Source organism: Lentzea xerophila, from assembly GCF_051094245.1.
Classification (GTDB): domain Bacteria; phylum Actinomycetota; class Actinomycetes; order Mycobacteriales; family Pseudonocardiaceae; genus Lentzea; species Lentzea xerophila.
This window is the reverse complement of sequence record NZ_CP194934.1, coordinates 1169979-1196499: the sequence shown is the minus strand read 5'-3', so window position 1 is coordinate 1196499 and position 26521 is coordinate 1169979. Positions and strand designations below refer to the sequence as shown.

32 protein-coding genes and 1 pseudogene are annotated in these 26521 nt (G+C 69.7%); 12 read left to right on the top strand and 21 right to left on the bottom strand.

Going from position 1 to position 26521, the window contains the following annotated elements; translation table 11 throughout:
• Position 1: 1 nt before the first annotated feature.
• From ACRSBM_RS05960 to hisF, 5 genes are read right to left on the bottom strand one after another with little or no spacing between them, the layout of a single operon-like run.
• On the bottom strand, positions 2-2092 hold the full coding sequence (locus ACRSBM_RS05960) for a caspase, EACC1-associated type (RefSeq protein ID WP_434440480.1): 2091 nt from the start codon (positions 2090-2092) through the stop codon (positions 2-4).
• A complete protein-coding gene (locus tag ACRSBM_RS05955; RefSeq protein WP_434440478.1) occupies positions 2089-2442 on the bottom strand; it encodes a hypothetical protein in 354 nt (117 codons plus the stop codon). Before ACRSBM_RS05955 ends, ACRSBM_RS05960 begins: the two co-directional genes overlap by 4 nt.
• Before the next feature lie 31 nt (positions 2443-2473).
• The gene (gene hisI, locus ACRSBM_RS05950; protein WP_434440476.1) at positions 2474-2824 is read right to left on the bottom strand and encodes a phosphoribosyl-AMP cyclohydrolase; all 351 of its coding nucleotides are present in this window, start codon (positions 2822-2824) and stop codon (positions 2474-2476) included.
• A complete protein-coding gene (locus ACRSBM_RS05945) occupies positions 2821-3180 on the bottom strand; it encodes a hypothetical protein (RefSeq protein WP_434440474.1) in 360 nt (119 codons plus the stop codon). Before ACRSBM_RS05945 ends, hisI begins: the two co-directional genes overlap by 4 nt.
• Positions 3177-3935: an imidazole glycerol phosphate synthase subunit HisF gene (gene hisF / locus ACRSBM_RS05940; protein WP_434440472.1), complete on the bottom strand. Its 759-nt coding sequence runs from the start codon at positions 3933-3935 to the stop codon at positions 3177-3179. The genes ACRSBM_RS05945 and hisF overlap by 4 nt, the downstream gene beginning before the upstream one ends.
• 45 nt (positions 3936-3980) lie before the next feature.
• Here hisF and ACRSBM_RS05935 point away from each other — a divergent pair, with 45 nt between their 5' ends.
• Together ACRSBM_RS05935 and ACRSBM_RS05930 are read left to right on the top strand one after the other, a co-directional pair.
• Positions 3981-4361, top strand: a complete 381-nt coding sequence (locus tag ACRSBM_RS05935) for a PPOX class F420-dependent oxidoreductase (RefSeq protein ID WP_434440471.1) — start codon at positions 3981-3983, stop codon at positions 4359-4361.
• Between the two features lie 671 nt (positions 4362-5032).
• Positions 5033-5734: a Clp protease N-terminal domain-containing protein gene (locus ACRSBM_RS05930; RefSeq protein WP_434440469.1), complete on the top strand. Its 702-nt coding sequence runs from the start codon at positions 5033-5035 to the stop codon at positions 5732-5734.
• Here ACRSBM_RS05930 and priA read toward each other — a convergent pair.
• The 6 genes from priA to ACRSBM_RS05900 all read right to left on the bottom strand — a co-directional run bounded on the left by priA (position 5700) and on the right by ACRSBM_RS05900 (position 10419).
• Positions 5700-6431, bottom strand: coding sequence for a bifunctional 1-(5-phosphoribosyl)-5-((5-phosphoribosylamino)methylideneamino)imidazole-4-carboxamide isomerase/phosphoribosylanthranilate isomerase PriA (priA, locus tag ACRSBM_RS05925; protein ID WP_434440467.1), 732 nt, complete (start codon positions 6429-6431; stop codon positions 5700-5702). The genes ACRSBM_RS05930 and priA overlap by 35 nt on opposite strands.
• 90 nt (positions 6432-6521) lie before the next feature.
• The gene (hisH, locus tag ACRSBM_RS05920) at positions 6522-7157 is read right to left on the bottom strand and encodes an imidazole glycerol phosphate synthase subunit HisH (protein WP_434440466.1); all 636 of its coding nucleotides are present in this window, start codon (positions 7155-7157) and stop codon (positions 6522-6524) included.
• Positions 7158-7167: 10 nt separating this feature from the next.
• Positions 7168-7980, bottom strand: coding sequence for a hypothetical protein (locus ACRSBM_RS05915; protein ID WP_434440464.1), 813 nt, complete (start codon positions 7978-7980; stop codon positions 7168-7170).
• An 8-nt stretch (positions 7981-7988) separates the two neighbouring features.
• The gene (locus ACRSBM_RS05910) at positions 7989-8765 is read right to left on the bottom strand and encodes a hypothetical protein (RefSeq protein WP_434440462.1); all 777 of its coding nucleotides are present in this window, start codon (positions 8763-8765) and stop codon (positions 7989-7991) included.
• Positions 8766-8863: 98 nt separating this feature from the next.
• The gene (locus ACRSBM_RS05905) at positions 8864-9757 is read right to left on the bottom strand and encodes a transketolase family protein (RefSeq protein ID WP_434440460.1); all 894 of its coding nucleotides are present in this window, start codon (positions 9755-9757) and stop codon (positions 8864-8866) included.
• Positions 9757-10419: a thiamine pyrophosphate-dependent enzyme gene (locus ACRSBM_RS05900; RefSeq protein WP_434440458.1), complete on the bottom strand. Its 663-nt coding sequence runs from the start codon at positions 10417-10419 to the stop codon at positions 9757-9759. Before ACRSBM_RS05900 ends, ACRSBM_RS05905 begins: the two co-directional genes overlap by 1 nt.
• Before the next feature lie 73 nt (positions 10420-10492).
• Between ACRSBM_RS05900 and soxR the strand changes: the two genes are divergently transcribed.
• Positions 10493-10939 (top strand): redox-sensitive transcriptional activator SoxR, encoded by a 447-nt coding sequence (soxR, locus tag ACRSBM_RS05895; protein WP_434452983.1) that lies wholly within the window; start codon positions 10493-10495, stop codon positions 10937-10939.
• On the opposite strand, the gene ACRSBM_RS05890 is transcribed toward soxR, so the two are convergent.
• The gene (locus tag ACRSBM_RS05890) at positions 10883-11758 is read right to left on the bottom strand and encodes an alpha/beta fold hydrolase (RefSeq protein WP_434440457.1); all 876 of its coding nucleotides are present in this window, start codon (positions 11756-11758) and stop codon (positions 10883-10885) included. The two genes, soxR and ACRSBM_RS05890, sit on opposite strands and share 57 nt — an antisense overlap.
• A gap of 54 nt (positions 11759-11812) precedes the next feature.
• Here ACRSBM_RS05890 and ACRSBM_RS05885 point away from each other — a divergent pair, with 54 nt between their 5' ends.
• The 3 genes and pseudogenes from ACRSBM_RS05885 to ACRSBM_RS05875 all read left to right on the top strand — a co-directional run bounded on the left by ACRSBM_RS05885 (position 11813) and on the right by ACRSBM_RS05875 (position 12827).
• A complete protein-coding gene (locus tag ACRSBM_RS05885; RefSeq protein WP_434440455.1) occupies positions 11813-12337 on the top strand; it encodes an RNA 2'-phosphotransferase in 525 nt (174 codons plus the stop codon).
• Positions 12292-12507, top strand: a pseudogene (locus tag ACRSBM_RS05880) (hypothetical protein); the annotation flags it as partial. The gene ACRSBM_RS05885 and the pseudogene ACRSBM_RS05880, both read left to right, overlap by 46 nt.
• Positions 12508-12563: 56 nt before the next feature.
• Positions 12564-12827, top strand: a complete 264-nt coding sequence (locus ACRSBM_RS05875) for a hypothetical protein (RefSeq protein WP_434453500.1) — start codon at positions 12564-12566, stop codon at positions 12825-12827.
• On the opposite strand, the gene ACRSBM_RS05870 is transcribed toward ACRSBM_RS05875, so the two are convergent.
• From ACRSBM_RS05870 to hisD, 4 genes are read right to left on the bottom strand one after another with little or no spacing between them, the layout of a single operon-like run.
• Positions 12824-12979, bottom strand: coding sequence for a hypothetical protein (locus tag ACRSBM_RS05870; protein ID WP_360041591.1), 156 nt, complete (start codon positions 12977-12979; stop codon positions 12824-12826). The two genes, ACRSBM_RS05875 and ACRSBM_RS05870, sit on opposite strands and share 4 nt — an antisense overlap.
• The gene (gene hisB, locus ACRSBM_RS05865) at positions 12979-13578 is read right to left on the bottom strand and encodes an imidazoleglycerol-phosphate dehydratase HisB (protein WP_030471230.1); all 600 of its coding nucleotides are present in this window, start codon (positions 13576-13578) and stop codon (positions 12979-12981) included. The genes ACRSBM_RS05870 and hisB overlap by 1 nt, the downstream gene beginning before the upstream one ends.
• Complete coding sequence (locus tag ACRSBM_RS05860; protein WP_434440453.1) at positions 13575-14681, bottom strand: histidinol-phosphate transaminase; 1107 nt, start codon at positions 14679-14681, stop codon at positions 13575-13577. The genes hisB and ACRSBM_RS05860 overlap by 4 nt, the downstream gene beginning before the upstream one ends.
• Complete coding sequence (hisD, locus tag ACRSBM_RS05855) at positions 14678-15994, bottom strand: histidinol dehydrogenase (RefSeq protein WP_434440451.1); 1317 nt, start codon at positions 15992-15994, stop codon at positions 14678-14680. Before hisD ends, ACRSBM_RS05860 begins: the two co-directional genes overlap by 4 nt.
• 132 nt (positions 15995-16126) lie before the next feature.
• Here hisD and ACRSBM_RS05850 point away from each other — a divergent pair, with 132 nt between their 5' ends.
• Complete coding sequence (locus ACRSBM_RS05850) at positions 16127-17425, top strand: M14 family metallopeptidase (RefSeq protein ID WP_434440449.1); 1299 nt, start codon at positions 16127-16129, stop codon at positions 17423-17425.
• 279 nt (positions 17426-17704) lie between these two features.
• Here ACRSBM_RS05850 and ACRSBM_RS05845 read toward each other — a convergent pair whose 3' ends face one another.
• A complete protein-coding gene (locus ACRSBM_RS05845; protein WP_434440447.1) occupies positions 17705-18829 on the bottom strand; it encodes an aminotransferase class V-fold PLP-dependent enzyme in 1125 nt (374 codons plus the stop codon).
• Positions 18830-18856: 27 nt separating this feature from the next.
• Here ACRSBM_RS05845 and ACRSBM_RS05840 point away from each other — a divergent pair, with 27 nt between their 5' ends.
• Complete coding sequence (locus ACRSBM_RS05840) at positions 18857-19345, top strand: hypothetical protein (RefSeq protein WP_434440445.1); 489 nt, start codon at positions 18857-18859, stop codon at positions 19343-19345.
• A gap of 10 nt (positions 19346-19355) precedes the next feature.
• Positions 19356-19847 (top strand): hypothetical protein, encoded by a 492-nt coding sequence (locus ACRSBM_RS05835; RefSeq protein WP_434440444.1) that lies wholly within the window; start codon positions 19356-19358, stop codon positions 19845-19847.
• Here ACRSBM_RS05835 and ACRSBM_RS05830 read toward each other — a convergent pair.
• On the bottom strand, positions 19840-21339 hold the full coding sequence (locus tag ACRSBM_RS05830) for an ABC transporter substrate-binding protein (RefSeq protein ID WP_434440442.1): 1500 nt from the start codon (positions 21337-21339) through the stop codon (positions 19840-19842). The genes ACRSBM_RS05835 and ACRSBM_RS05830 overlap by 8 nt on opposite strands.
• Positions 21340-21363: 24 nt before the next feature.
• On the opposite strand from ACRSBM_RS05830, the gene ACRSBM_RS05825 reads away from it, so the two are divergent.
• The 3 genes from ACRSBM_RS05825 to ACRSBM_RS05815 are packed head-to-tail and all read left to right on the top strand — an operon-like array spanning position 21364 to position 23019.
• On the top strand, positions 21364-22137 hold the full coding sequence (locus tag ACRSBM_RS05825) for a carbon-nitrogen hydrolase family protein (RefSeq protein WP_434440440.1): 774 nt from the start codon (positions 21364-21366) through the stop codon (positions 22135-22137).
• A gap of 5 nt (positions 22138-22142) precedes the next feature.
• Positions 22143-22550, top strand: coding sequence for a cupin domain-containing protein (locus ACRSBM_RS05820; protein WP_434440439.1), 408 nt, complete (start codon positions 22143-22145; stop codon positions 22548-22550).
• Between the two features lie 40 nt (positions 22551-22590).
• Complete coding sequence (locus tag ACRSBM_RS05815; RefSeq protein WP_434440437.1) at positions 22591-23019, top strand: hypothetical protein; 429 nt, start codon at positions 22591-22593, stop codon at positions 23017-23019.
• Here ACRSBM_RS05815 and nadC read toward each other — a convergent pair.
• From nadC to nadA, 3 genes are read right to left on the bottom strand one after another with little or no spacing between them, the layout of a single operon-like run.
• On the bottom strand, positions 22990-23826 hold the full coding sequence (gene nadC, locus ACRSBM_RS05810) for a carboxylating nicotinate-nucleotide diphosphorylase (protein WP_434440435.1): 837 nt from the start codon (positions 23824-23826) through the stop codon (positions 22990-22992). The genes ACRSBM_RS05815 and nadC overlap by 30 nt on opposite strands.
• On the bottom strand, positions 23823-25436 hold the full coding sequence (locus ACRSBM_RS05805; protein WP_434440434.1) for an L-aspartate oxidase: 1614 nt from the start codon (positions 25434-25436) through the stop codon (positions 23823-23825). The genes nadC and ACRSBM_RS05805 overlap by 4 nt, the downstream gene beginning before the upstream one ends.
• On the bottom strand, positions 25436-26455 hold the full coding sequence (nadA, locus tag ACRSBM_RS05800) for a quinolinate synthase NadA (protein ID WP_434440432.1): 1020 nt from the start codon (positions 26453-26455) through the stop codon (positions 25436-25438). Before nadA ends, ACRSBM_RS05805 begins: the two co-directional genes overlap by 1 nt.
• Positions 26456-26521 lie beyond the last annotated feature (66 nt).

Genomic DNA, 26521 nt, shown 5'->3' with positions numbered 1-26521 from the left:
GTCACCCGAGCAGCAGGAACCGCTTGGCGGTCCGTACGGCGACGTCCACGACCGCCGTCTGCACCCGCGCCGAGTCGAGCACGGGCGTCTCCGGCTCCTCCGGCGAGTCAAGGCCCGCGTTGAGCGCGAGACGCCGTTGCGGCTGCCGCAGCGCGTCGGCCAGTGCGGCGTGAGCGGGAACGGTGCCGTCCAGGGCGTCCGCGGCGCGGGCGAGCGCGACACCGCCGCCTTCGACCACACCCTCGGCCACCGCGAGACGGACCGTGAGCACCGCACGCTCGATTCGCCGGCGCCGTTCAGCCAGCGCGGACTCGCTCAACGCCCCGACCGTCAGCACGGCCACGCGGGAGTCCTCGGAGTCGCCGTCGACCACGACGACGGTCTCGTGTTCGCTCACCACGACCTTGCGCGCTCTCCCCAGCCAGGCCAGTTCGGCTCGGTGGAGGATGTCAGCGGAGAGCACCCGCGCCTCCAGCACGGACGCGAGCCGGTCCATCTCGGGGGCGGTGCTCGGCCCGCGCACCGCGACCGACTTGAACGTCTCCCTGACCTTGTTGACCACGAGCGTCGCCAGCGCCTCCCCGGTGACGTCGTGCGCGACCACCAGGAGGGGCCGGCCCTCCTTCATCACCTTCTCCAGCACCGGCACCAGAGGTGCGACCGTGCTGATCTCGTCGAAGCAGACGAGCACGTAAGCGTCCTCGAGCTCGGCCACCTGGCGAGTGCTGTCGGTGAGGAAGTAGCCGGACAGGTACCCGCCGGCGAACCGGAAGCCACCGGTCAGCTCCACCCCCAGCCCCAGCCTGTTGCTCTCCTCCACGATCAGCGTGCCGTCCCAGCCGACCTGTGACACGGCCCTGCCGATCAGCTCCCCGATCTCCTGGTCGGACGACGACGTGGCGAGCTCGACGACCTCGTCGGCGGTGCCGAGCACCCGCCGGCTGTCCGCCAGGTGCTGCCACACGGCCTCGTACGCCGCGTCCAGGTCGCGCATCAACCGGATCGGGTGGGCGCCCGCCCGCAGGGCCTCCAGCAGGTTCTCGACCAGCGCCTGCGCGATGACCACCGCCGTCGCCGCACCGTCCCCGACGTGCTGGTGCACCTGCCGGACCACTTCGCGGACGTACGACGCCCCCAGCTCGTCGCGCGGATCGGAGACGCGGAACGCCTCCGCGATCGTCGCCGCCTCGGCCAGCTCGACGTACCGGCCGTCCTCGCGCAGCACGACCGACCGGCGCCCCAACGGTCCCAGCGTCCGGCAGATCGGTTCGGCGGCCGCCCGGAAACCGCGTGCCACCAACATCTGCTGAGGCGTGTACAGCGGTTTGACGGCCTGCGCGGGCACCAGCCGCGAGCCGCCGGCCCGTGCGATCCGGATCGCGGCATCCGCGCCGTGCGCGAAGAACTTCGGCGTTTGGTCGCGGCGGCGTGCGGTCACCTCGCGGTGCACGTAGTTGAACAGCTCCTGGACGTCGATCCAGCCATCGCCGTCCAGATCGGCCGCACCGCTGGACAATCCCTGCAGCAACACGTCGGTGAAGACGGAAGCTTGAGGCGCCTCAAGCGAAAGCCGTTCCTCTTCGAAGGCGTACTCGAAGGCGTTCGACGCGGTCAGCACGAGGTAGCCCTCACCGCCGCGGTCGTCGAGCACCGATCCGCCGACGGACGCCTTGATGCCCTTGCCGTACGCACCGCTGAAACAGCAGTCCAGCAGCAGAACCCGGCTCGCCGCGCGGCAGTCCTCGAACAGCTCGTTGACGAACGTCCGCGCCACGGCCGTGCCCGCCGGACGGTCCTGCCGGGTGTTGGTGGCCGCGAAGTACAGGCGCTGCTGCGGGGTTTTGATGCCGTGGCAGGAGAAGTAGACGAGCACGAGGTCGTCCGCGCCGCGTTCGGCGAGCGTGTCCTCGAGCGCTCGCCGGATCTCGTGGTCGGGAGCGTCGACGACGACTCGCACGGAGTCGAAGCCGCCGACCTCCGGGTCCTCCAGCACGGCGGCCAGGCGCGTCACGTCCTGTTGCGGCGCGCGCAGGGCGTTGAGGCGAGGATCTTCGTAGTCACCGACCGCGACGAGCAGCGCGTGCCGGCTCATCCGAGTTCACTCAGCCACTTCTCGACCACGGCCTGCTGGGCAGGCGTCGGGGTGCCGTCGAGGACGATCTCGCCGTCGCCGGACCTCAAGGTGACCTTGCGCTCCGCCCGGCCCTGCAGCCACGACACCAGGACGGCCGACGCGGCGCGCACCGTGGTCGCCGACAGCGCGCCGCTCACGACGAGCTCGCCGATCGTGAGGCCGGTACCGGACTTCGACCCGTCCGGCGCCGGTCCAGTGGCCGGCCGGGCGTCCAGGCGCACGGCGGTGGTCAGAAGTTCGAGCAGCTCCGCCGTGACCTGAGCCAGGTTCTCGCCCGACGCCTCGACGCGGACCGTGAAGTCAGCCATACCGACATCATCGTGATCTAGCGCCGATGCGTCACGCGTCGGCGAGCAGCACCGTGGCGTCGAAGCACGTGCGGTCGCCCGTGTGGCAGGCGGCGCCGACCTGGTCGACGGTCAGCAGCAGCGTGTCGCCGTCGCAGTCGAGCCGGACCTCGTGCACGTACTGGGTGTGCCCGGAGGTCTCGCCCTTCACCCACAGCTGCTGGCGGCTGCGCGAGTAGTACGTCGCGCGGCGGGTCGTGAGAGTGCGGTGCAACGCCTCGTCGTCCATCCACGCCACCATGAGCACCTCACCGGTGCCGCGCTGCTGCGCGACCGCGCACACCAGGCCGTCCGGGGTGCGCTTGAGCCGCGCGGCGACGGCGGGATCGAGCGGGCTGCTCAACGGGGTCCTCCCAGGTGTTCACGAGCGGGTCCGGTGTTGAGCAGGACCACGCCGTAGATGTGCACGGCGGACAGCACGCCGGACGCGACACGAGCCCACGCCGGTCCCTCGGCGAGCACGATGACCAGGTGCAGCAGCGCGACGAGGACGAACACGAGCATCGCCGGGTAGTGCATGAACCGCAGCCTGAGCAGCAACGCCGCCGCGACGGGCAGTTCGACGAGCGCGAAGAACGACGGCAGCTTCAGCACGTCCGCATCGCCGGTCAAGCGCCACATGACCAGCCCGACCGCGAAGAACACCAGCGCGCCGCCGAACGCGACCGCCGAGGCCACCCGCACCTCGACCGGCTTCACCGCACCACGACACCCGCCTGGCGCAGGCCGTCCTTGACCTCGCCGATGCGAAGCTGCCCGAAGTGGAACACGCTGGCCGCCAGCACGGCATCCGCGCCCGCGGCGACAGCCGGCGGAAAGTGGTCGACCGCCCCGGCGCCACCACTCGCGATCAGCGGGACGTCGACCTCGCGCCGCACCAGCTCGATCAGCTCGAGGTCGAACCCGGCCTTGGTGCCGTCGGCGTCCATCGAGTTCAGCAGGATCTCGCCAACGCCCAGCTCCTGACCCTTCGCGGCCCACGCGACGGCATCGATGCCGGTGCCGGTGCGCCCGCCGTGCGTGGTGACCTCGAAGCCGGTGCCACCGGGCACGCGCCGCGCGTCGACCGACAGCACGATGCACTGGGCGCCGTACCGCTCCGAGCACTCCCTGAGCAGCTCGGGCCGCGCGATCGCCGCGGTGTTGAGACTGACCTTGTCCGCGCCGGCACGCAGCAGCTTGTTGACGTCCTCCGGGCTGCGCACGCCGCCACCGACCGTGAGCGGGATGAACACCTGCTCGGCGGTGCGCCGGACCACGTCGAACGTCGTCTCACGATCACCGCTGCTGGCCGTCACGTCGAGGAACGTCAGCTCGTCGGCACCCTCGGCGTCGTACGCCCTGGCCAGCTCGACGGGATCGCCCGCGTCGACGAGGTTCGTGAAGTTGACGCCCTTCACCACCCGACCCCGGTCGACGTCGAGACAGGGGATGACACGGACCGCGACTGACATGCGGGAAAGCCTACAAGCAGCCTTTCCGGACTACGCTACGGCGCCATGATCACCGAACTGGGCCGTGGCAACTACCTGCTGCTGACGACGTTCCGCAAGGACGGCACCCCGGTACCCACACCGGTCTGGGTCGCCCCAGGCCCGACCGACGACGTGATCTACGCCTGGAGCGCCAAGGACACCGGCAAGGTCAAGCGGATCCGGCGCAGCGGCGACGTCGAGATCGGACCTTGCGACTTCCGCGGCAACCCCAAGGGTTCGTCGATCAAGGCTCACGCCCGCCTGCTGGACGACGACGCCAGCGACGACGTGCGTGCGCGCATCGTGAAGAAGTACCGGTTCATGGGCTGGCTGACGATGACCGGCAGCAAGCTGCGGCGCGGGCGGGCGGGCACGGTCGGCATCGAGATCACGGCGGCGGGTTGACCGGTCAACGTTGATCCAAGCTGGTCAACATCGACGACGCCGAATCAACATTGACTCAACGTTGACGCTGCCAGAAATCAACATGGACCTCGCCGGTCAACATGAATTGGCCGGCATCAACGTGGACGGGCCGCCTTGTCAACGTGGACAGGTGCTCGATCAATCTGGGTCGAGTCCTGTCAACGCCGCCCCGCGGCGGCGCCGCTGGGTGACCAGCACCGCCGGCCGACGACCGCCGACTGGACGCCAGCACTAGCTGGACGAACCACGCCACACCGCCGACTAGGCCGACCAGGCCGTCACCGCCGAGCAGCCCGGCACCAGCCAGCACCGACTAGGCCGACCACGGTCGACCAGGCCACCGACCGCCGACCCAAGCGCGCCATCGACCAGGCCGCCGCCCCAGCCCCAAGTCGCGCCACACGGCCTGGCCGTCATCCACCGACCGAGCCGCCGAGCCGCCACCACCGGTTGACCTTCGTTCGCGCCTGCAGGGTGTCGCCTGCGCACGCATGACAACGTTGTCACTGTGCACATTGATCCTGCCTATCAACGTTGATCACTGACCATCAATGTTGACTCCATATCGACGGCGGGCGGTACACGTTGAGTCAACGTTGAGCGTCAACCCGAGGTTGACCAGCCATCAGGCGTCAACCTAGAGTTGACACGTGATCCAGTTGACCGACCTCATCGTCACGGTCGCTCGAGAAGCAGACGACGCCCTCGTGCGCCTCGCGAAGGCCGTCGAGATGAGCGGTCAGCTCAACGAGCTCGGCGACCACCTGATCGGCCACTTCGTCGACGAGGCACGACGTGGCGGGGCTAGTTGGGCCGAGATCGGCGAGAGTCTCGGCGTCACCAAGCAGGCCGCGCAGAAGCGGTTCGTGCCCAGGGAGTCGCCGGAACTGTCCAAGCCGTCGATGGACCGCTACACCCAGCGGTCGAGGAGGGTCGTCGCGCTGGCTCGCCACCACGCGCGGTTCAGCGAGCGGATCGGCACCGAGCACCTGCTGCTCGGGCTGCTCGACGAGTCGGGCGGGCTGGCGGCCAAAACCATCGCGAAGCTGGAGTCAGGCGACGGCAGCACGCGGATCGCGACGCTCAACCGGCTCGACAACGAGGCCAAGCAGCGTCCGGAGAAGCAGCCGTACACGACGCACTGCAAGAAGGCCCTCGAACTGGCCGTGCGGGAGGCGCTGCGGATGGGTCACATGTTCATCGGCACCGAGCACATCCTGCTCGGCGTGCTGCTCGCCGAAGAAGGGACCGCGGCCGACGTGCTGCACAACACCGGTGTCACGCACGCCGCCGCGGCCGCTCACATCGAGAATGTGGTCAACGGACCGCAGCAAGCGCTTCCGGGAGCGTGAAGGCACCGGCGTACAGGGCCTTGCCGATGATGGAGCCCTCCACGCCGTCGCGCGACAGCTTCGACAAAGCGACCAGGTCGTCCACAGTGGACACGCCGCCGGACGCGATCACCGGGGCGTCGGTGCGGGCGCAGACCTCGCTGAGCAGCTCCAGGTTCGGGCCCGTCAGCGTGCCGTCCTTCGACACGTCCGTGACGACGTAGCGCGAGCAGCCGTCGCGGTCGAGCCGGTCGAGGACCTCCCAGAGGTCGCCGCCGTCCGACGTCCAGCCGCGGCCCTTGACCCGGTGGCCCTGCTCGGTGATGCGGACGTCGAGGCCCACCGCGATCTTCTCGCCGTACGCCGCGATCGCCTTCGCGCACCACTCCGGGTCTTCCAGCGCGGCCGTGCCCAGGTTCACGCGGGCGCAGCCGGTGCCGAGCGCGGCCTCCAGCGACGCGTCGTCGCGGATGCCGCCGGACAGCTCGACCTTCACGTCGAGCTCGCCGACGACGCGGGCGATGAGCTCGCGGTTAGAGCCACGGCCGAACGCCGCGTCGAGGTCGACGAGATGGATCCACTCCGCTCCGTCGCGCTGCCACTGCAGGGCCGCGTCGAGCGGCTCGCCGTAGTTCGTCTCGGTACCGGCTTCGCCCTGCACGAGGCGAACGGCACGACCGTCGGCCACGTCAACAGCGGGGAGGAGTGTGAACGTCACGCGTTCAGCCTAGCTGCCCGCGGCACGAGCGCTGCCACGTGCTCCTGAGCAGCGGCGAGCCGCCGTCGGCGTCCTGATCGGACACCGCGATCACGACAGGGTGGTCAGCCAGTTCCGCAGCAGGTGCGCTCCGGCGTCCCCGGACTTCTCCGGGTGGAACTGGGTCGCCCACAGCGGCCCGTTCTCGACCGCGGCGACGAACTCGTCGCCAGCGTGGTCCGCCCACGTCACCAGCGGCGGCTTGATGTGCTCGGCCGCCTCCAGCTCCCACTTGCGCACGCCGTAGGAGTGCACGAAGTAGAACCGGGTGTCCTTGTCGAGGCCCGCGAAGAGCTTCGACCCCTCGGGCGCGCGGACAGTGTTCCAGCCCATGTGCGGCACGATCGGCGCGTCGAGCCGTTCGACGGTGCCGGGCCATTCGCCGCAGCCCTCGGTCCGCACGCCGTGCTCGATGCCGTGCTCGAACAGGATCTGCATGCCCACGCAGATACCGAGCACCGGACGGCCGCCGGCGAGGCGCTCACCGATGATCCGGGCGCCGCGAACCGAGTTGAGGCCTTCCATGCACGCCGCGTAGGCGCCGACGCCGGGCACGACCAGGCCGTCCGCCTCGCGCGCGGCCTTCGCGTCCGACGTCACCTCGACATGGGCGCCGACACGCTGGAGCGCGCGCTCGGCCGAGCGCAGGTTGCCGGAGCCATAGTCAAGTACGACGACGCGTGCCACGTACACCAGGTTAGTCGGTCGGGACCGCACCCTGCGTAACCGGTATGACCGGCAACACGGCGTTGATCGGCTTCTTGCGCACGAGCTGCTGCCTGAGCAAGACCATCAGTCCGGCCATCAGCACGAGGAACAGGCCCACGGCGACGTAGTACACGACCGCGGAGATGTCGAACACGACCGTCGCCGTCGCCGCCAGCACGATCAACGGGAAGAGCAGTGCCAGGGGCCACTTCTGCACGTGCGGCGCCTCGAGCGTCCGCAGCACGAGGTCCGCCCGCCCCTGCTCCGTGAGCTCGGCGACCTGCGCGATCTCCGGCAACCCGGCCGCGCGGAAGAAGCCGGGGATGGCATCGCCGCCGTTGTCGAAGTCGCGGATGCGTTCGAGCGCGCCCTTGCGGCTGGCCGCCGGGTACAGCGCGGTCAGCTTGTCGACGGCGTCGAGCTGCCACTTCTCCTTCTCGCGCAGGTTGACCATGCCCGCGGTGGCGCGGTCGAAGGACCGCCCGATCGGACCCGACTGCTTCGCCTGCGCCGACAACCGCAGCACCGCCTCGCGTGAACCCCACATCGAGGCGCGGCCGAGCGTCGTGGTGAACAGGTAGAGCAGGGCGGCGTCGTCGTTCCACACGGCCAGCGCCGCGCCGCCACCGATCTTGCGCACCTTGTTCGCCATGTACGCGGCCTCGTTGAGCTTGGTGGCCGGAGGAGGCAGCAGCACCGTGCCGGACTGCACCGGGACGAGCGCCGCGGGACCCACGTTGCCGCTGTGCATGGCCTTCTGCAGCTCGGCGGCGTTCAACGGGGTCCAGATCAGCATTCTCACGCGCGACATCATTCCTGGTGCGCCTCGCGCGCCCATGCGGACATGCCAAGGACGTCCCGGACCGGGAACGGGTCGGCGCGCCGGCCGCGGTGCCACACCACCGCCGCGGTCGCCGTGAACATCACCAACGTCGCCGCCAACAGGACGTACAGCGGAATCGTGACCACGAGTGGAATTTTCAGCAGCGCAAGCAGGAGGACCAGAGCAGGGGCCATCAGCAGCATGCTGCCGAGCGGCAGGAACGGGTTGACCCACGGTGCGTCGGACATGCCCTGGCGCTCACCGACGATGCCTTCCCACCACTTCTTCTCATGGCGCGGCACGGCCTCGTCGACCTCACCGCCATCGATCCTGACCAACGCGGCGGCGTCCAAGAAGAATCCGGTGGACTCCAACGCGGTCCTCAACGCGCCGATGCCGTCGATCGTGCCTTGTTCGCGCACGGCCTCGACAGCCTCGTCGAGCCAGCTGAGCCCTTCCGGCAGTCGTCGCGGCGTGTCCGGCTCGAAGAAGTCCTCCTGGCCGAAACGCCACCCGCGGATCACACCGTCGAAGTAGACGAGCCACGCCGTCGTCTCCGTCCACACCAGACCGATCCGCCGGCCCTTCACCATCCGCAGGCCGTCGATCAGCGTCTGGGAGGTGTACGGCTCCGGGCCGAGCACGAAGGTGCCGTGCGGAACGGGCACCAGCAGGCGTGGGCGGGCAGCACGCTTGCTCAGCTCCGCCCGTGCCGACTCCGAGTCCGAGGTGGTCCAGATGACCACACGTGGTGGGGGGTACACGACCAGGGATTCTGCCTGATCGTGCCACCACGTCACCGCTAAACCGCGCGCGAAGGCGCTCCGGTCCAGTCATCCCCCATGACTGCGAACATGTTTCTTCACCCCCTGAAGAAACTCCGCACAGCGCTCCCCAGCCCGACCACGTCGAGGTCATGCGCAGCGTCATGGTCCTCAGCCGTGCCGTAGTTGCGGAGCTCTGCGTGTCGTTTGACGCCTATAGAACGCACACGGTGCGGAGTTTGTTGCAGCGTTTCGGACACAAGATGAGATGACGTTCCCTCGATGTACGGCTCCACCACCATGACGTCGGCGTGGTCCGTCTCCTGCACCGCCTTGCGCAGACCGTCCGAGTCGAACGGTCGAACCGTGGCCGCGTACAACACTGTGACGTCGGCGTTCTCGGAGTCGACGGCCTTGAGCACGCGGTCGAGCATCGGCCCGACGGCGAGCACCACGCCGCGCTTTCCGTGACGCAGCGCCGTGAAGCCCGCGCCCACCGGGTACGCATGGGTGTTCTCGTGTAGCGAAAGCCTCATGTAGACCCGGTCGTCTCCCTTCAACGCCTCCTGGAGCAGAGGCGTGACCTCGTCCGGGTGTCCAGGTACGTGAACAGTCCAGCCGGGCAGCGTGTCGAACAACGCGACGTCGCCCGGCGACTGGTGCGTGCGGCCCCACACGGGGTCGTCATAGGACGCACCGATGCTCACGAACACCGCACCCACGTCCTGATGCCCGATGTCGAGCTTGATCTGCTCGTACGGCCGTTCGACCAGAAACGGCGCGTAGCTGTGCACGACCGGTCGCAGTCCCGTCAACGCCAGACCGCTCGCCACGCCCACCATGGTCTGCTCGCGGATTCCGACGTCCACGACGCGTTCGTTCTCCTGCGGGAACTCGTTGCTGGAGATCACCGCGGTCACCACGGCGATCCGCGGGTCGGCGGCGATCCCGTCGTTGACCGCCGTGACGAAGGCCTGGCGCATCGTGGTCATCAGTAGCCCTTCTCGATCTTGGCGACCACCGCGTACGGGCGGTCGTGCGGCGCGGTCAGTGCGGTGAAGATGGCCTCGTGGTCGCGGCCGTCGACCTCGGCGGTCTGCCAGCCCTCCACGGCGAAGCGCTGCGCGATGCCGCCCGGCCAGCCGTACATCGCGGACTGGTTGTCGATCACGACGGCGGTGAGGTTCGCGACGCGCAGCCGGGACGCCACGGCGATCGCCTCGTGGTTGCTGCCCTCGTCGAGCTCACCGTCGCCGACGAGCACGAACGTACGACCGCGGCTGCCCGCGATCCGCTGCCCGATCGCCGTGCCCACCGCGATCGGCAGCCCGTGGCCGAGCGAGCCGCTGCTGATCTCCGCGCCGCGCACCAGCACGCGGTCGGGGTGCTGGCCGAGCGGGCTGTCCCACGACGTCCAGTCGTCCAGAATGGACTCGTCGATGAACCCCTTCTCCGCCAGGACGGCGTAGTAGGCCATCGGGCCGTGGCCCTTGGAGAGCAGGAACCGGTCGCGGTCGGGGTCGTCGACGGTGGCGGGCGTGACGTTGAGGACCTTGTCGTAGAGGACCCAGAGCACGTCGATCGTGGAGGCCGCCGCCCACTCGTGCTTCTCGTCCCCGGTCATCCTCGCGAACAGCTCTGGTATCCGTTGCATGCCACCAACTGTTCAACCTCCACCATGCTGGAGGTCAAGCGGTTACCATGATCTGGTGAGCAAGTTGCCGGAAATGCTGACCATCGGGCAGGTCGCCGAACGCAGCGGCGTCCCCCACACCGCCCTGCGCTTCTACGAGGACCGCGGCCTGATCACCTCCGTGCGCACTGCGGGGAACCAGCGGCGCTACCTGCGCTCGGTGCTGCGCCGCCTGGCCTTCATCCGCACCGCGCAACGCGTGGGCCTCACCCTGGAGGACGTCCGCGACGCCCTCGCCCAGCTGCCCGACAACCGCACGCCCACGAAGTCCGACTGGGAACGCCTCTCCCGCTCGTGGAAGACCGAGCTCGACGCCCGCATCGACGCCCTGTACCGCCTGCGCGACCGGCTCACCGGCTGCATCGGGTGCGGTTGCCTATCGCTGCGCAGCTGCGCCCTGCAGAACATCGACGACGAGCAGGCCTCACACGGGCCGGGCGCTCCCAAGCTCAAGCCCGCCCTCGAGGGCGGCACCATCTAGGAACTCCCGCACCGCGCGCAGATAACCCTCGGGCTCGTCGACGTGCAGCATGTGACCCGCGTTCTCGACTACGACAGCGCGGGCACGTGGGATCAGCTCCAGCGTGGGCTCGACGAGACTGACGGGGAACGTCATGTCCTGCCGTCCGTGCAGCAGGAGCACCGGGATCCCGCGTTCCGCGATCCGCTGTGCGGCGTCGGGAAGTCGCGGTGAGACCAGGCCGCCGGCCCGCAGTTGCCGCATCCACTCCGCGCCGAAGCGCACCTCCTCGAGCCGCCGCAGGTAACGGGGCATCGCCGCCGCACGCCAGATGTTGGCGTTCGCGGCCGCGAACGCCTCGGCGCGCACGCATTCCTCCGGTGTCAGATCCTCGCGCTGCCACGGATCCTCCTGGCGCGCCAAGACCTCGTCGCGCTCAGACCACCCCTCGAAGGCGTCCGGCGGGACCGGCAACACGCTGCTGCCCGACACGATCAGACTGCGCACGCGAGACGGGTGGGTGATCGCGAACCGTTGCGCGACCATGCCGCCGTACGAGTGCCCGAGCACGTCCGCGCGCTCGACGTCGAACGCGCCCAGCACGCGCACCAGGTCTTCCACCACGCCGTCCGGGTGGTATTCGGTCACCCGGCCCGAGCGGCCGCATCCGCGCAGGTCCGGCAGGAGGAGCCGGCAGTCCAGCCCGGAGAGCGGGTCGCGGAGGTAGCTGTGGTCCCAGTCCGGGCCACCGTGGATCGCCAGCAACGCCCGGTCCTCCGGCGACTCCTGCCAGGCCACGAAGATCTCGGGCTCGCCAAGAACCCGCCGCTCACGCCACACCCGGCCCATGAAACCGCAAAAGGAGTGGACGCGCTGTGGTTTCCTGAGCAGCAAATGGAAGACGAAAGAATTATCCGCCTCTCGAAGCGGATGTCCAAGGCGCTCCGGCACCAGCCCGAGCGCGTCGGCCTCGCCCTCGACCCCGCCGGCTGGGTCCCGGTGGCCGACCTGCTGAACGCGCTCGGCATCTCCGCCGCCGACCTGCGCGAGGTCGTGGAGCGCAACGACAAGAAGCGCTTCACCATCGACGGCGACCGCATCCGCGCGAACCAGGGCCACAGCGTCGAGGTGGACCTCGGCCTGCCCACCGCCGTCCCGCCGGACCAGCTGTTCCACGGCACGGTTGCGCGGTACCTGGACGACATCATGCGTGATGGCCTGCGCCCCATGTCACGCCACGACGTGCACCTTTCACCCGACCGCGAGACCGCACGCCGCGTGGGTGCACGGCGCGGACGGCCGTTGATCCTGACCGTGGACGCCAAGGCGATGCACGCGGACGGGCACGAGTTCCGGCTGAGCACGAACGGGGTGTGGCTGACCCAGCACGTTCCGGCCCGCTACCTGGGCACCGCCTGAAACGGGTCGTCGAGGACGGCTACGACGCCATCGCGGAGCGGTACCTCACCTGGTCCGCCCGGATCGCGGAGCGGCACGACGTCCTCGGCGTCGACCTGTCACAGCAGCAGGTGGAACTGGCCAGGGCCACTGTGCCGCGGGCACGGTTCGAGAAGGCCGACATGACCGTGCTCGACTTCCCGGACGGCGAGTTCGACGGCATCGCGGCGTTCTACTCGATCCTGCCGTGCCGCGCGCCGAACAGCCCGCGCTGTTCGCGAAGATCGCGCGCTGGCTCAGGCCCGGCGGGCTGTTCCTCGCCTCGCTCGGCACCGGCACGCCGGACGTCACCGAGACCTGGCTCGGCGTGGAGATGTTCTTCGGCAGCAACACACCCGGTGTGAACAGAGACCTGCTCGCGGAGCACCTGGAGATCGTCGTCGACGACCTGGTGACCATGCACGAGCCGGACCCGGCGCCGTTCCACTGGGTCCTCGCCCGCAAGGGCTAGAGCAGCCAGAGGACGGCGCCGCCGACCGCGACCACGGTCAGCACCAGCAGGATGATCGCCATGAACTTGGCGGTCTTCCACGTGGTGTAGACGCCACCGGCCAGGAAGCCCGCGAGGGCCAGCAGGCCGATGACGACGACTTCCTTCGGCATCAGAGCACACCCTTGGTCGACGGGATGCCGCCGACGCGCGGGTCGGGCTCCACGGCCGCACGCAACGCACGCGCGATCGCCTTGTACTCGGCCTCCGCGATGTGGTGCGGGTCGCGGCCGTACTCGACGCGCACGTGCAGCGCGATCTGAGCGTGGAAGGCCAGCGACTCGAACACGTGCCGGTTCAGCACGAACGGGTAGTTGCCGCCGATCACGAACGAGTTGAACTGCTCCGGCTCGCCGCGGTGCACGGTGTACGGGCGGCCGGAGACGTCGACCGACGCGTGCGCGAGGGTCTCGTCCATCGGGATCCAGCAGTCGCCGAAGCGGCGGATGCCCTTCTTGTCCCCCAACGCCTCCCGCAGCGCCTGACCCAGCACGATCGCGATGTCCTCGACCGAGTGGTGGGCGTCGATGTGCGTGTCGCCGGTGGCGCGGACGATCAGGTCGAAGCAACCGTGCACGCCGAACGCGGTGAGCATGTGGTCGTAGAACGGCACGCCCGTGCTGATCTCCACCTGGCCGGTGCCGTCCAGGTCGATCTCCACGTAGACCGACGACTCCTTGGTGGTGCGCTCCACCTTGCCAACACGGCTCACCGGCCGACCTCCTTGCTGGCCGCGAGGAAAGCATCGTTCTCCTCGGGCGTTCCGATGGTCACCCGCAGGTGACCCGCGATTCCGACATCCCTGATCAGCACGCCGTTGTCCAAATAGGACTTCCAGACCTCACGTGCGTCCTCGAACCAGCCGAACAGCACGAAGTTCGCGTCCGAGGGCACGACCTGGAAGCCGAGGTCCGTCAACGCCACGACCACACGATCGCGTTCGGCGGCGAGCTTCGCGACCGAACCCAGGGTCTCGCCGGCGTGCATCAGTGACGCGCGTGCGGCCGCCTGTGTCAGCGCCGACAGGTGGTACGGCAGGCGCACCAGCAGCAACGCCTCGACGACGGCCGGTGCGGCGGCGAGGTAGCCCAGGCGACCGCCCGCGAACGCGAAGGCCTTCGACATCGTGCGGGAGACGATCAGCCGTGAGCCGAACTCGTCGAGCAGCGTGATCGCACTCTCCTGCGAGGAGAACTCCGCGTACGCCTCGTCCACCACGACCATGCCCGGCGAGGACGCGATCAGCAGCCGCAGGTCCTCGATCGGGATCGACTGGCCGGTCGGGTTGTTCGGCGACGTCACGAACACCACGTCCGGACGCGTCGACGCGATGATCTCCGCCGCCTTCTCCACGTCGAGCGAGAAGTCGGGACGGCGCGGGGTCGGCGTCCACTCGGTGCGGGTGCCGGCCGCGATGATCGGGTGCATCGAGTACGACGGCTCGAAGCCCAGAGCCACGCGTCCCGGCCCGCCGAACGCCTGCAGGATCTGCTGGAGGATCTCGTTGGAGCCGTTGGCGGCCCACACGTTCTCCGCCGTCAGCGGCACCGACGTCGCCTCGGTGAGGTACGCCGCCAAGTCCTCGCGCAGCGCCACCGCGTCGCGGTCCGGGTACCGGTGCAGGTCGCCCGCGATCTCCGCCACCGCCGCGACGACGTCGGCGACCAGCGCGTCCGTCGGCGCGTACGGGTTCTCGTTGGTGTTCAGGCGATACGGCACGTCGAGCTGCGGCGCGCCATACGGCGTGCGGCCGCGCAGGTCCTCGCGCAGGGGCAGGTCGGAGAGCTCCACCCGCGCGCCCACCACCGGCTTCATCGGGTGAACCTCGCTGTGACGGCCTGCCCGTGCGCGGGCAGGTCTTCCGCGTTGGCCAGCGCGACGACCTTGTCCGCGACCTCGCGCAGTGCTTCCTCGGAGTAGTCGATCACGTGGATGCCGCGCAGGAACGTCTGCACGGACAACCCGGACGAGTGCCGCGCGCAGCCACCGGTCGGCAGCACGTGGTTCGAGCCCGCGCAGTAGTCGCCGAGCGACACCGGCGAGTGGGCGCCGACGAAGATCGCGCCGGCGGACCGGATCCGCGCCGCCACCTCACGCGAGTCGCGCGTCTGGATCTCCAGGTGCTCGGCCGCGTAAGCGTCGACGACCCGGACGCCTTCATCCACAGAGGACACGAGCACGACGCCGGACTGCTTGCCCACCAGGGCGGTCCGGATTCGCTCGGCGTGCTTGGTCGCGATGACCTGGCGTTCGAGCTCGACATCGACCGCGTCCGCCAGCTCGACGGAGTCGGTGACCAGCACCGAGGCCGCGAGCGGGTCGTGCTCGGCCTGGGAGATGAGGTCGGCGGCCACGTGCACCGGGTCGGCCGAGGAGTCCGCCAGGATCGCGATCTCCGTCGGCCCCGCCTCGGAGTCGATGCCGATCAGGCCGCGCAGCAACCGCTTGGCCGCCGTCACGTAGATGTTGCCGGGCCCGGTGACGATGTCGACCGGAGCCAGCTCGGCACCGTCGGTGTCCACGCCGCCGTGCGCCAGCAGCGCCACGGCCTGCGCGCCGCCCACGGCCCATACCTCGTCGACGCCGAGCAGTGCGGCCGCCGCGAGGATCGTCGGGTGCGGCAGGCCACCGAACTCGGCCTGCGGCGGCGAGCACACCACCAGCGACTCGACACCGGCGATCTGGGCGGGCACGACGTTCATCACGACCGTCGACGGGTACACGGCGAGACCGCCGGGCGCGTAGAGGCCCACGCGCGCGACCGGCACCCACTTTTCCGTCACGGTGCCGCCGGGCACGACCTGGGTGGTCGTGTCGGTGCGGCGCTGGTCGGCGTGCACGCGCCGGGTGCGCGCGATCACCTCTTCCAACGCCTCGCGCACGGCCGGGTCCAACGAGGACAAAGCGGACGAGATCTCCGAAGCGGGCACACGGACAGAAGCCGGACGAACCCGGTCGAACTTCTCCGTGTACTCGAGCGCGGCCTCGACACCGCGTTCGGCGATCGCGTCCACCACGGGACGCACGTGATGCAGCACCGCGTCCACGTCCACCTCGGCGCGCGGCACGATGGCGCGCAGCTGAGCGGGAGTCGTGGTGCGACCTCGCAGGTCGATGCGGTTGAGCATGCCTTACAGCGTAGTTCCTGCGGAAATCTGTCAACGGTCAGCCCGCTATCGGCGCTACTCAGCCTGTGACGGCACGGCCACGCTCGGTCGAGCACCACTCCGTCGCAAACCCCTGCTGATGATGGAGGAACCATGTTCACCAAGCGCCGCGGCATGATCGCCGCAGTGCTCGGGATCTGCCTGCCCGTGCTGGTCGCGGGCATGGCAGCACCCAGCAACGCCGACTCCGGCCGCTACCTGCTGGAGGTCACGGCGAACACGTCCGCCGAACGCACCCAGGTCGCCCAGATCGGCGTCGACGTGCTCGGAGCGACCAAGCTCACCACTGTGTCGGTCGTCGCCGACAAGGCCCAGTACCGCGCCCTGCAGGCGACCGGGCTGCCCGTGAAGTACGTCGGCGACTTCGAGCAGGAGCTCCGCAAGCTCGGCAAGGTCCAGTTCGCCGACCCGCAGCCCGGCCAGATCGGCACGCAGGACTTCCCGTCCGGCTACACCGGCTACCACAACTTCGCGGAGATGACCGCGGAGCTGCAGCAGACGGTCCGCGACCACCCTGGCCTCGCGAGCCTGCGCAGCATCGGCAAGAGCTACCAGAACCGGGACATCTGGGCGCTCAAGGTCAGCGACAACGTGACCTCCGACGAGAGCGAGCCGGAGGTGCTGTTCGTCTGCGGCCAGCACGCCCGCGAGCACCTGACCGTCGAGCAGTGCCTGCAGATCGCCAAGCGCTACACCGACAACTACGCCACCCCCGCGGTCAAGAACCTGGTCGACAGCCGCGAGGTGTGGATCGTCCCGATGATGAACCCGGACGGCGCCGAGTACGACATCGCCACCGGCTCGTTCCGCGGCTGGCGCAAGAACCGCCAGGGCAGCGGCACCGACCTCAACCGCAACTGGGGCTACAAGTGGGGCTGCTGCGGCGGTTCCAGCGGCAGTCCCACCTCCGACACGTACCGCGGCACGTCGGCGTTCTCCGCGCCGGAGACCGCCCGCATCCGCGACTTCGTGAACTCCCGCGTGGTCGGCGGCGCCCAGCAGATCAAGACGTTCATCGACATCCACTCGTACTCGGAGCTCGTGCTGTGGCCGTACGGCTACACCCGCGCGGACACCGACACCGGCCTCAACGCGGACGAGGCACGGGCGTTCCAGACGCTCGGCCGGCAGATGGCCGCCACCAACGGCTACACGCCGGAGCAGGCGAGCGACCTGTACATCACCGACGGCAGCAGCGACGACTGGATGTGGGGCCAGCACAAGATCTGGGCGTACACCTTCGAGATGTACCCGGCCAGCGGCGGCGGCCTCAACGGCTTCTACCCTCGTGACACGGTCATCCCGGCGCAGACCGCCCGCAACGACCGCGCCGTCGACCTGCTCATGAGCTACTCGGACTGCGTGAAGCGGGTCATCGGGCAGACCTGCTGACCCGATCGACCGCCTGATCGGCTCCCAGCGGAGTGACGACGCGGGGGGCCGAAACAGGTCACCAGTCACACCTGCTGACCCGCCCCGAACCCCTCATCGACCCCTGCGAAGTGAGGAAGCACCGGGTGAAGCGGGTCATCGGGCACACGCGCTGATCCGATCAAGCGCCTGATCGGCCCACAGCGACGTGACCACGTAGGAGGCGCGACAGGTCACACCTGCTGACCCGCCCGAACCCTGAACGACCCCGCGAAGTGAAGGAGCACCAGGTGAAACGGGTCATCGGGCACACCCGCTGATCCGATCGAGCGCCTGGTCGATCTCCTGCGGAGTGACGAAGTAGTGCGGAGACGCCCGCACTACTTCGTCCAGGCCCCGCTTCGTCATGTCGATCAGCGTCGACCCGCTCTGCGACACCGTGACGGCCACGTTCGCGGCCCAGAGCCGGTCCTTGAGCTCCGTCGCCGGCACACGGTCCGACGTGAAGGTGACGATGCCCGACTGCCGCTCGCCGAGGTCCCGCACGGTGATGCCGGGGATGGCCCGTAGCCCCTCGCGCAAGCGCTTGGCACGGTCGGCGACCTCGGCCTCGATCACGTCCAGGCCCATGTCCAGCGCGTACCGGGCGGCCGCGATCAGGCCGAGCCGGTCGGCGACGCTGCACTCCCACAGCTCGAACACCCGCGCGTCGTCGCGCAGCCGGTACTCGTTCTGCCCGGTCCAGACGCCACTGTGCAGGTCCACCAGACGCGGGTGGAGCTTCTCCCGCACTTCGTCGCGCACGACGAGCGCGCCGGTACCGCGCGGTCCGCGCAGCCACTTACGACCTGTACACGCCAACATGTCGTAGTCGAGGCCGCGCAGATCGAGCTGGCCGGTCGACTGGCAGGCGTCGAGCAACACCAGCGCACCGACCTCACGAGCCGCCGCCGTGATGTCGTTGACCGGGTTGACCAAGCCGCCGTTCGTCGGCACGTGCACGAGCGAGATCAGCTTGACTCTGTTGTCAAGGTGCAGAGCGTCGAGGTCGACCTGCCCGTGGACGTCGGACGGGATGACCTCGACGACCGCCCCAGTCTCCGCCGCACGACGCAGAACCGGGATCGCATTGCCACCGTATTCGACCTCTGTGACAAGAATTCGGTCCCCGGCTTCCAGGGGCACCGCGTCGAACGCCGCCAACCATGATCGAGTGGCACTGTCCGTGAAAGCGACCTCGTTCGGGCGACACCCGAAGAGGTCGGCGAGGACGCCGTACCCCGCTTCCAGGTCATCCCGGCGTTCGGCGGCGGCACGGTAGCCGCCGATCTCGGTTTCCCGCTTCAGATGGCCGATGACCTCGTCCACCACCGGAGCGGGAGGGATCGAGGAACCGGCGCTGTCCAGGAAGATCAGGTCGCTCACCGGCCCAACTCTGCCACCATCGGGTACATGGGGGATCGCTCGTTCGGGTACAGCGCTCAGGTCAGACCCTTCCTGTGGGTGTTCATCGTGCTCACACCTGCGGAAATCCTGCTCGTCGAGTTGCTCGTGCCGTGGTTCTGGCTGCGGGCCGTGCTGCTCGTGTTCGGGCTGCTCGGCGCTTTGGGGCTCGCTTACCAGCTGTGGATGCTCTCCAGGTTCAAGCACGAGATCGACGACGAACACGTGTGGCTCAGGTACGCGCGTGAGTTCGAGTACCGGATCCCGCTGGCGGCCGTCGGCGCCGTGACGCAGGGCCTGACGAGCCGGTCGCTGAACCGGACGCGGTCCGTTGTGGACGGAACCCTCGTGCTGGAGATCTCCGGCTCCACCAACGTCCTCCTGCGGCTGACCGAACCGCAGGAGGTCGACCTCGGCCGGAAGGGCGCGCACGAGGTGACGGCGGTCGAGTTCTGGACCGACGACCCCGATGGCATGGTTCGTGCGCTGCGAAAATAGGCTCCGTGCCATGGTGGAGATCCCCTACGGCAAGCGCATGCGGCCGCGGTACGTGCGGTTCCTGATCATCACGGCGGTCGGGATCGCACTGGTCGCACTGGGCCTGGACATCCCGTGGCTGCTCATCACGCTGATCGTCCTGGGCGCATTGAACGCGGTCGTGTGCGTGGGCGCTCTCTACGTGCTGTACCGCCAGCCGCACACGGTGTCCGACGACGAACTGCGGTTGCGGCAGCTCGGGTTCTTCGACTGGCGCATCCCGACCTCGGACCTCGGCGCCGCCCAGCTCGCCGAACGCACCCACAAGGGGCAGCGCAGCGTCGAGGTGATCGGCGACGCGCTCGTCATCCAGTCGCTGACCAGGACGAACGTCTCGGTGCCGTTCCACGAGCCGCAGCTGGTCGACCTCGGCAAGACCGGGCCGAGGCAGGTGGAGCGCGTCGAGTTCTGGGCGGACGACCCCGAACGCGCCGTCCGCGAGATCAACAGCCGTACTACTTAGGCTCCCACTTCTCCAGGTTCCACCACGGACCCCAGGCGAGCGCGCCGTAGGAGTTCGGGTCGACCACGGACTGGTAGCCGTTCCACGAGTCGCGCATCACGTACGTGTGCTCGGGGAAGACCAGCACCACCATCGACGGCGCGGCGACGAACGCCTGCTGGAAGAGCTTGTACGCCACCGCGCGCTGCGCCGGGTCGATGAGCTTGCGGCCGTTGTCCAGCGCCGCGTCCGCCGCCGGGCTGCCCTGGCCGCGCAGGTCGTAGAGCATCAGGTCCGGGTCGAACGGCGACCCCTCGCCGTAGAGCAGCGCGTCCTGGGCCATGCGCGGCCGGATCGCCTCCCACGACAGGCCGGCGAGCTGCACGTCCACGCCCACGGCCTTGGCGTCCGCCGCGAACGCCGTGGCCAGGTCGGCGCGCAGGTCGTCGCCCAGCGGGTACATCAGCGTGAACCGGGCCGGCACGCCCTCGCGGGCCCGGATGCCGTCCGCGCCGGGCACCCAGCCGCCCGCGTCGAGCTGCCGGGTGGCCTCGTTCTTGTCGAAGCGGAACTTGGCGGTCGGGTCGAACACCTCGGCCAGCGCGTCCGGCACCGGCGTGTAGGCGATCGTGCCCTTGCCGTCGAGCAGGCCGTCGATCATGCCCTGGCGGTTCGTGGCGAAGTTCAGCGCGAGGCGGATGGCGGCGTTGCCGGTGACCGGGTTGGCCGCGGGCAGCCGCACGGCGCGGTAGTCGGCGCTGCGGTGGTTCTGCACCAGCAGGCCCGACTTGCCGGTGAACTGCTCCGCCATCTTGGGCGGCAGCACCGTGCCGTCGAACTCGCCCGCCTGCATGCGGGCGGCGCGCTGGTTGTCGTCGGTGACGAAGACGACAGTCACCTTCTTGATCTTCGGAGCGCCGTCGAAGTAGCTCTCGTTGGCCTCCAGCAGCAGCCGGTCGCCCTTCTTCCACTCGGTGACCTGGTACGGGCCGGTGCCGACCGGCCGGGCGTCCGGGTTCGCCTGCTCACTGGGCAGGAGGCCGAGCACGAGCAGGTGCGGGAAGGCGGCGTGCTGCTGGTTGAGGGTGAAGCGCACGGTCGACGGGTCGACCTGCTCGACGCTCTTGAGCGTGCTGAACCGCTCCTTGACCGGGTTCCGCAGCGCCGCGGTGTAGGTGGCGACGACGTCCTCGGCACCGAACGTGCTGCCGTCGGTGAACTTCACGCCGCCGCGCAGCTTCACCGTCCAGCTCAGCCCGTCCGCGGCAGGCTCCGGCAGGTCGGCGGCGAGCCGCGGGCCGAGCGACCCGTCCTGGCGGTGTTCGACGAGCCCGTCGTAGATCTTCGACACGCCCTGCGCGCCGTAGCCGAGCAGCGGGTTCAGCGTCGTCGGCTCGTCACGTTCGGCCAGCACGATCGACGTGCCGTTCGAGCCACCGTCCGGGCGGGGTGTGGCGGTCTCGGTGCAGCCCGCGACGGCCAGCAACACGACTAGGAGCAGTGGGGAACGCACGAGTCGGACCCTACAGTGATGCCCATGCGGATCGCCGTGAGTCAGATCAGCTCCACCACCGACCCGAGGTCCAACCTGGAACTCGTGCGGGACGCGGTGCGCAGAGCGGAAGGTGCGCGGGTCGTGCTGCTGCCCGAGGCGACGATGTGCCGCTTCGGCGTGCCCCTCGGGCCTGTCGCCGAGCCACTGGACGGGCCGTGGGCGTCCGCCGTGCACGAGATCGCCGCTTCGCACGACGTCGTGGTCGTCGCGGGCATGTTCACGCCTTCCGGTGACCGCGTGACGAACACCCTGCTGGTGACCGGACCGGACGTCCACCTCGGCTACGACAAGATCCACCTGTTCGACGCGTTCGGGTTCCAGGAGTCGCGCACGGTCGCGCCGGGGTCCGACCTGGTTACCTTCGAGGTGGACGGCGTCACCCTGGGCGTGGCGACCTGCTACGACGTCCGCTTCCCCGAGCTGTTCCGCGCGCTGGCGGACAAGGGCGCCTCCGCCGTGCTGGTCGGGGCGTCGTGGGGTGCCGGGCCGGGCAAGAAGGAGCAGTGGGAGCTGCTGGTGCGGGCGCGCGCGCTCGACTGCACCTCGTTCGTCGTGGCGTGCGGGCAGGCCTATCCCGGTGACCTGGGCTCGTCCGCGCCGACCGGGATCGGGTACTCGACGGTCGCGGACCCGTTCGGGAACGTCGTCCTGCAGCTCTCCGGCCAGCCTGAGGTGTCGGTGGTCGACCTGGACCTGGCTTCGGTGGAACAAGCCCGTTCCGTGTTGCCCGTGCTGGCGAACCGACGGCTACGTTGAGGTTCATGCGCATCGTTTCGGCCGTGGTGGCCGCTTTGCTGTTGTTCCCGGGTGTCGCGCACGCGACGCCTTCGCGCGGGGTGACGGGCACGATCGTGGCGCAGTGGTCCGCCGGTGGCCGCGACTACACGCTGCGGGAGATCGTCATCGACCCCGGTGGCAGCACCGGCTGGCACAACCACGACGGCACGGTGTACGCGTACGTGAAGAAGGGCGTGCTGACGCGGACTCTTGGCGACTGCACCACGACTTTCGTGCACCACCGCGGGGACGCGTTGACCGAGGAGCCGAACCACGTGCACATCGGGCGCAACCTCGGCACGTCGCCGATGGTGCTGGAGGTGCTGTACGTGAACCCGCCCAGCACGCCGTTGTCGCGCGACGAACCGAATCCGGGCTGTTCCTTCGAATGAGCTTGACCTCCAGCTAGGTCGAGCTCACAGGATCAGGGGCATGACTCTTCCTCCGCTGCCCTCGTTCGTCCGCAACCGCAAGGAGCTCGACGGTTACCACCTCTACCGCACGGGTGGCATGGCCTCCGGGACCAAGACCGTCGGCTGCGTCGTCCTGGTCACGATCGACACGGACGACGAGGCCACCGCGCGGGCGTGGGTCGACTCGGTGTTCGTGGCGCTCGCGAGCGAGCCGAACCCGCACCCCGGCGGCATCTCCGCCGCCTTCCACATCCGCGACGACGGCAAGCAGGTGATCAACTATGCCGAGTGGGTCAGCGCGCAGGACCACATCGACGCGCTGGGAGACGGCAAGGGTGTCGGCTCGGCCACCGCTGACTGGCGCCGGGTGCAGAGCTTCCCCGGAACCAGGCAGGGTGGGTTCGTGCGGTACCAACCGTTAGCGCAGGTCCAGGCCGAGGTCGAGTGACGGGCTGGAGTGCGTGAGTCCGCCGACCGCGAGGTAGTCCACCCCGGTCTCGGCGTACCGGCGGGCCACGTCGAGCGTGAGTCCGCCGGACGCCTCCAGCTTCACGTTCCCAGGACGGCGCCGCACCGCCTCCGCGCACTGCTCGGGCGTGAAGTTGTCCAGCAGCACCAGTTCCGCGCCTTCGGCCAGTGCCTCGTCGAGCTGCTCCAGGCTGTCGACCTCGACCTCCATCAGCAGTTCCGGCGCGTGCGCACGGGCCGCGCGGATCGCGGCACCGACCGAGCCGGCCGCGGCGACGTGGTTGTCCTTGATGAGGATCGCGTCGCCGAGGCCCATTCGGTGGTTCACGCCGCCACCGCACCGCACGGCGTACTTCTGCAGCAAGCGCAGGCCCGGCAACGTCTTGCGGGAGTCGCGGACGGCGGCACCGGTGCCCTCGATCGCGTCGACCCAGCGGGCGGTCTGCGTGGCGATCCCCGACAGGTGGCAGACCAGGTTCAACGCCGTGCGTTCGACGGTGAGCAGGCCGCGGGCCGGACCGGCCAGCACCAGCGCGGGTTCGCCGGGCACCGCCTTGGCGCCGTCGGCCGACTCCGCGAGCACCTCGATCTCGGGCAGGTAGCGCTGGAAAGCGGTGCGCGCCACGGAAACGCCGCACAGCACGCCGGGCGAGCGAGGGGTGATCTCGGCGGTGGCGACGGCCTTCTCCGGCACGGTCGCCAGCGTCGTGGCGTCGAGGCCGTAGCGGAGGTCTTCCTCCAACGCGAGCTGGATGACCCGGTTCGCGTCGTCCCAGTCGATGGTCATGCGACACCCTCCGCCAGTACAGGATCGGCCAGCACGGGCTGGCCGGTCGGGGTGAGCCGGACGAGCTGACTGCGCTGCCACGCCCCGGAACGCTCGGTGAAGTCCGTGCGGACGTGGCAGCCGCGCGACTCGGTGCGTTCCTGGGCCGCGGCGATCAGGGCGCGGGCGGCCAGGGTCAGTGCCGCGTCCTCGACCAGTTCGCGCGACTCCAGCTGCTTGTCCACAGTGGACACGTCGAGTACCGAACCGACCACGGCGAGCCCTTCCGCGTCACGGCCGATCGCGGCGTAACGGGACATCACGCGCTGGAGCAGGTCCCGGTCCGCCACGGGAGCGGTGGGCAGCGAGGCCTCGGCGGCGCGCGCGGGTGCGATCAGGCCGGCGGCGAGGTCCGCGGCGACCGCGTCGGCGGCACGGGTGCCGCAGACCAGGCCTTCGAGCAGGCTGTTGGAGGCCAGGCGGTTCGCGCCGTGCAGGCCGGTGCGCGCCACCTCGCCGACCGCGTACAGACCGGTGACGCCGGTGCGGCCGTCGATGGTGGAAACCACGCCACCGCAGGCGAAGTGTGCGGCCGGGGCAACGGGAATCGGGTCCACGGCCGGGTCGACGCCCACGGAGACGCAGGCCGCGTACACGGTCGGGAAGCGGGTCGCCATGTCGTGCAACGCCGTCGCGTCCAGGAAGACGTGGTCGTCGACGCCGCCGGGTTCGGCGGCCAGGTGCCGGGTGATCGCGGCCGCCACGACGTCGCGCGGAGCCAGGTCCTCCAGCGGGTGCACGCCCTTCATCACGCGGGCGCCGGTCGCGTCGACCAGGACGGCGCCCTCACCGCGCACGGCCTCGGTGACGAGCGGGCAGCGGCCCCTGGCACCGCGGCCGGTGTAGAGGACGGTGGGGTGGAACTGGACGAACTCGACGTCCGCGGCCAGCGCGCCGGCCCGCAGCGCCAGCGCGAGACCGTCACCCGTCGCGACGGACGGGTTCGAGGTCGCCTGGTACATCTGCCCGATGCCGCCGGTCGCGAGCAGCACCGCGGGCGCGGTCAGCACACCGGGCACGCCGTTGCCGTCGAGGACCAGCAGCCCGCCGACGGCACCGAGCGGCGTCTTCACGGCGTCGACCGCGACGTGGTTCTCCAGCAGCGGAACCCGTCCGTCCACAGTGGCCTTGAGCAGCGCCCGTTCGACCTCGGCACCGGTCGCGTCGCCACCGGCGTGCACGACGCGGAACGCGCTGTGGCCGCCTTCGCGGGTGCGTTCCAGCAGGCCGTCGGGACGAGCGTCGAACACGGCACCCCGCTCGCGCAACCGCGCGACGGCGGCCGGGCCGCCGGTGATGATCGCCGCGACCGCCGCGTCGTCGCAGAGGCCAGCGCCCGCCGTCAGCGTGTCCTCGATGTGCCGGTGCACCGAGTCGCCGGGGTCGTGCTGGTCCTCCATGACGACGGCGACGCCGCCCTGGGCCCAGCGGGTGTTGCCGTCGTCCCCCGCGGCCTTCGTGACGACCAGGACGCGCAGTCCCAGCTCACGAGCCCGCAGCGCGGCGGTCAGCCCCGCCACGCCCGTGCCGACCACGATCAGGTCGGCTCGCGCCTCCCAGCGCGCGGCCATCACTCACCGCCGCCGGGCTGGCCGATCTCGATCATGCGCTGCACGGCGCCCTGGGCGCGCTTGGCGGTCTCCAGGTCGACGTGTACCTCGTCCAGGCCTTCACGCACGCACCGCAGCAGCGCGGCCGGCGTGATCATCTTCATGTAGGTGCAGGACGCGCGGTCGTTGACGGCGCGGAAGTCGATCTCCGGGGCGGCCTTGCGCAGCTGGTGCAGCATGCCGACCTCGGTGGCTACGAGCACCTTGGTCGCCTTCGTCGAGCGGGCCTCGGTGATCATGTCGCCGGTCGAGAGGATCTTGACCTTCTCCGCCGGGACGATGCCCTCGCCGCTCAGGTACAGCGCGGAGGTCGCACACCCGCACTCCGGGTGGATGAACAGGTCGGCGTCCGGGTTCGCGGCGGCGCGTTCGGCCAGCTCAGGGCCGTTGATGCCGGCGTGGACGTGGCACTCGCCCGCCCAGATGTGCAGGTTCTCGCGGCCGGTCTCGCGCTTGACGTGCGCGCCCAGGAACTGGTCCGGGCAGAACAGCACCTCGCGGTCCGCGGGGATCGACCTGACGACGTCGACGGCGTTCGAGGACGTGCAGCAGATGTCCGTCTCGGCCTTCACCTCGGCGGTCGTGTTCACGTACGACACGACGACCGCGCCGGGGTGCTGCGCCTTCCACTCGCGCAGCTGCGCGCCGGTGATCGAGTCGGCGAGCGAGCAGCCCGCGCGCTCGTCCGGGATCAGCACCGTCTTCGCGGGCGCGAGGATCTTCGCCGTCTCGGCCATGAAGTGCACACCGCAGAAGATGATGGTCCGCGCGTCGGACTGCGCGGCGATCCGGCTCAGCGCGAGGGAGTCGCCGGTGTGGTGGGCGATGTCCTGGATCTCGGGCAGCTGGTAGTTGTGCGCCAGGATGACGGCGTCCCGCTCCTTCGCGAGACGCAACACCTCGTCCCGCCACGCGGCGTCCGGCTCGACTCCGCCGTACACACCCGACGCGGTTCGCTCCACGGTTGCGGTAGCGACCATCACTGCCTCCTCGATGCCAGGTTTTCGCCTACTGGTCGAAAACGTCGTCGATAGTATCAGCCGAGT

What these genes read in the sequence shown, in the direction of transcription:
- ACRSBM_RS05960 (WP_434440480.1), bottom strand. Translation starts at nt 2,092, where the DNA reads ATGAGCCGGCACGCGCTGCTCGTCGCGGTCGGTGACTACGAAGATCCT.
- ACRSBM_RS05850 (WP_434440449.1), top strand. Translation starts at nt 16,127, where the DNA reads ATGTTCACCAAGCGCCGCGGCATGATCGCCGCAGTGCTCGGGATCTGC.
- ACRSBM_RS05820 (WP_434440439.1), top strand. Translation starts at nt 22,143, where the DNA reads ATGCGCATCGTTTCGGCCGTGGTGGCCGCTTTGCTGTTGTTCCCGGGT.
- ACRSBM_RS05900 (WP_434440458.1), bottom strand. Translation starts at nt 10,419, where the DNA reads ATGCAACGGATACCAGAGCTGTTCGCGAGGATGACCGGGGACGAGAAG.
- nadC (WP_434440435.1), bottom strand. Translation starts at nt 23,826, where the DNA reads ATGACCATCGACTGGGACGACGCGAACCGGGTCATCCAGCTCGCGTTG.
- ACRSBM_RS05815 (WP_434440437.1), top strand. Translation starts at nt 22,591, where the DNA reads ATGACTCTTCCTCCGCTGCCCTCGTTCGTCCGCAACCGCAAGGAGCTC.
- ACRSBM_RS05860 (WP_434440453.1), bottom strand. Translation starts at nt 14,681, where the DNA reads ATGAAGCCGGTGGTGGGCGCGCGGGTGGAGCTCTCCGACCTGCCCCTG.
- ACRSBM_RS05870 (WP_360041591.1), bottom strand. Translation starts at nt 12,979, where the DNA reads ATGCCGAAGGAAGTCGTCGTCATCGGCCTGCTGGCCCTCGCGGGCTTC.
- ACRSBM_RS05935 (WP_434440471.1), top strand. Translation starts at nt 3,981, where the DNA reads ATGATCACCGAACTGGGCCGTGGCAACTACCTGCTGCTGACGACGTTC.
- ACRSBM_RS05955 (WP_434440478.1), bottom strand. Translation starts at nt 2,442, where the DNA reads ATGGCTGACTTCACGGTCCGCGTCGAGGCGTCGGGCGAGAACCTGGCT.
- ACRSBM_RS05905 (WP_434440460.1), bottom strand. Translation starts at nt 9,757, where the DNA reads ATGACCACGATGCGCCAGGCCTTCGTCACGGCGGTCAACGACGGGATC.
- ACRSBM_RS05840 (WP_434440445.1), top strand. Translation starts at nt 18,857, where the DNA reads ATGGGGGATCGCTCGTTCGGGTACAGCGCTCAGGTCAGACCCTTCCTG.
- ACRSBM_RS05885 (WP_434440455.1), top strand. Translation starts at nt 11,813, where the DNA reads ATGGAAGACGAAAGAATTATCCGCCTCTCGAAGCGGATGTCCAAGGCG.
- ACRSBM_RS05835 (WP_434440444.1), top strand. Translation starts at nt 19,356, where the DNA reads ATGGTGGAGATCCCCTACGGCAAGCGCATGCGGCCGCGGTACGTGCGG.
- nadA (WP_434440432.1), bottom strand. Translation starts at nt 26,455, where the DNA reads ATGGTCGCTACCGCAACCGTGGAGCGAACCGCGTCGGGTGTGTACGGC.
- hisD (WP_434440451.1), bottom strand. Translation starts at nt 15,994, where the DNA reads ATGCTCAACCGCATCGACCTGCGAGGTCGCACCACGACTCCCGCTCAG.
- ACRSBM_RS05825 (WP_434440440.1), top strand. Translation starts at nt 21,364, where the DNA reads ATGCGGATCGCCGTGAGTCAGATCAGCTCCACCACCGACCCGAGGTCC.
- hisF (WP_434440472.1), bottom strand. Translation starts at nt 3,935, where the DNA reads ATGTCAGTCGCGGTCCGTGTCATCCCCTGTCTCGACGTCGACCGGGGT.
- soxR (WP_434452983.1), top strand. Translation starts at nt 10,493, where the DNA reads ATGCTGACCATCGGGCAGGTCGCCGAACGCAGCGGCGTCCCCCACACC.
- ACRSBM_RS05805 (WP_434440434.1), bottom strand. Translation starts at nt 25,436, where the DNA reads ATGGCCGCGCGCTGGGAGGCGCGAGCCGACCTGATCGTGGTCGGCACG.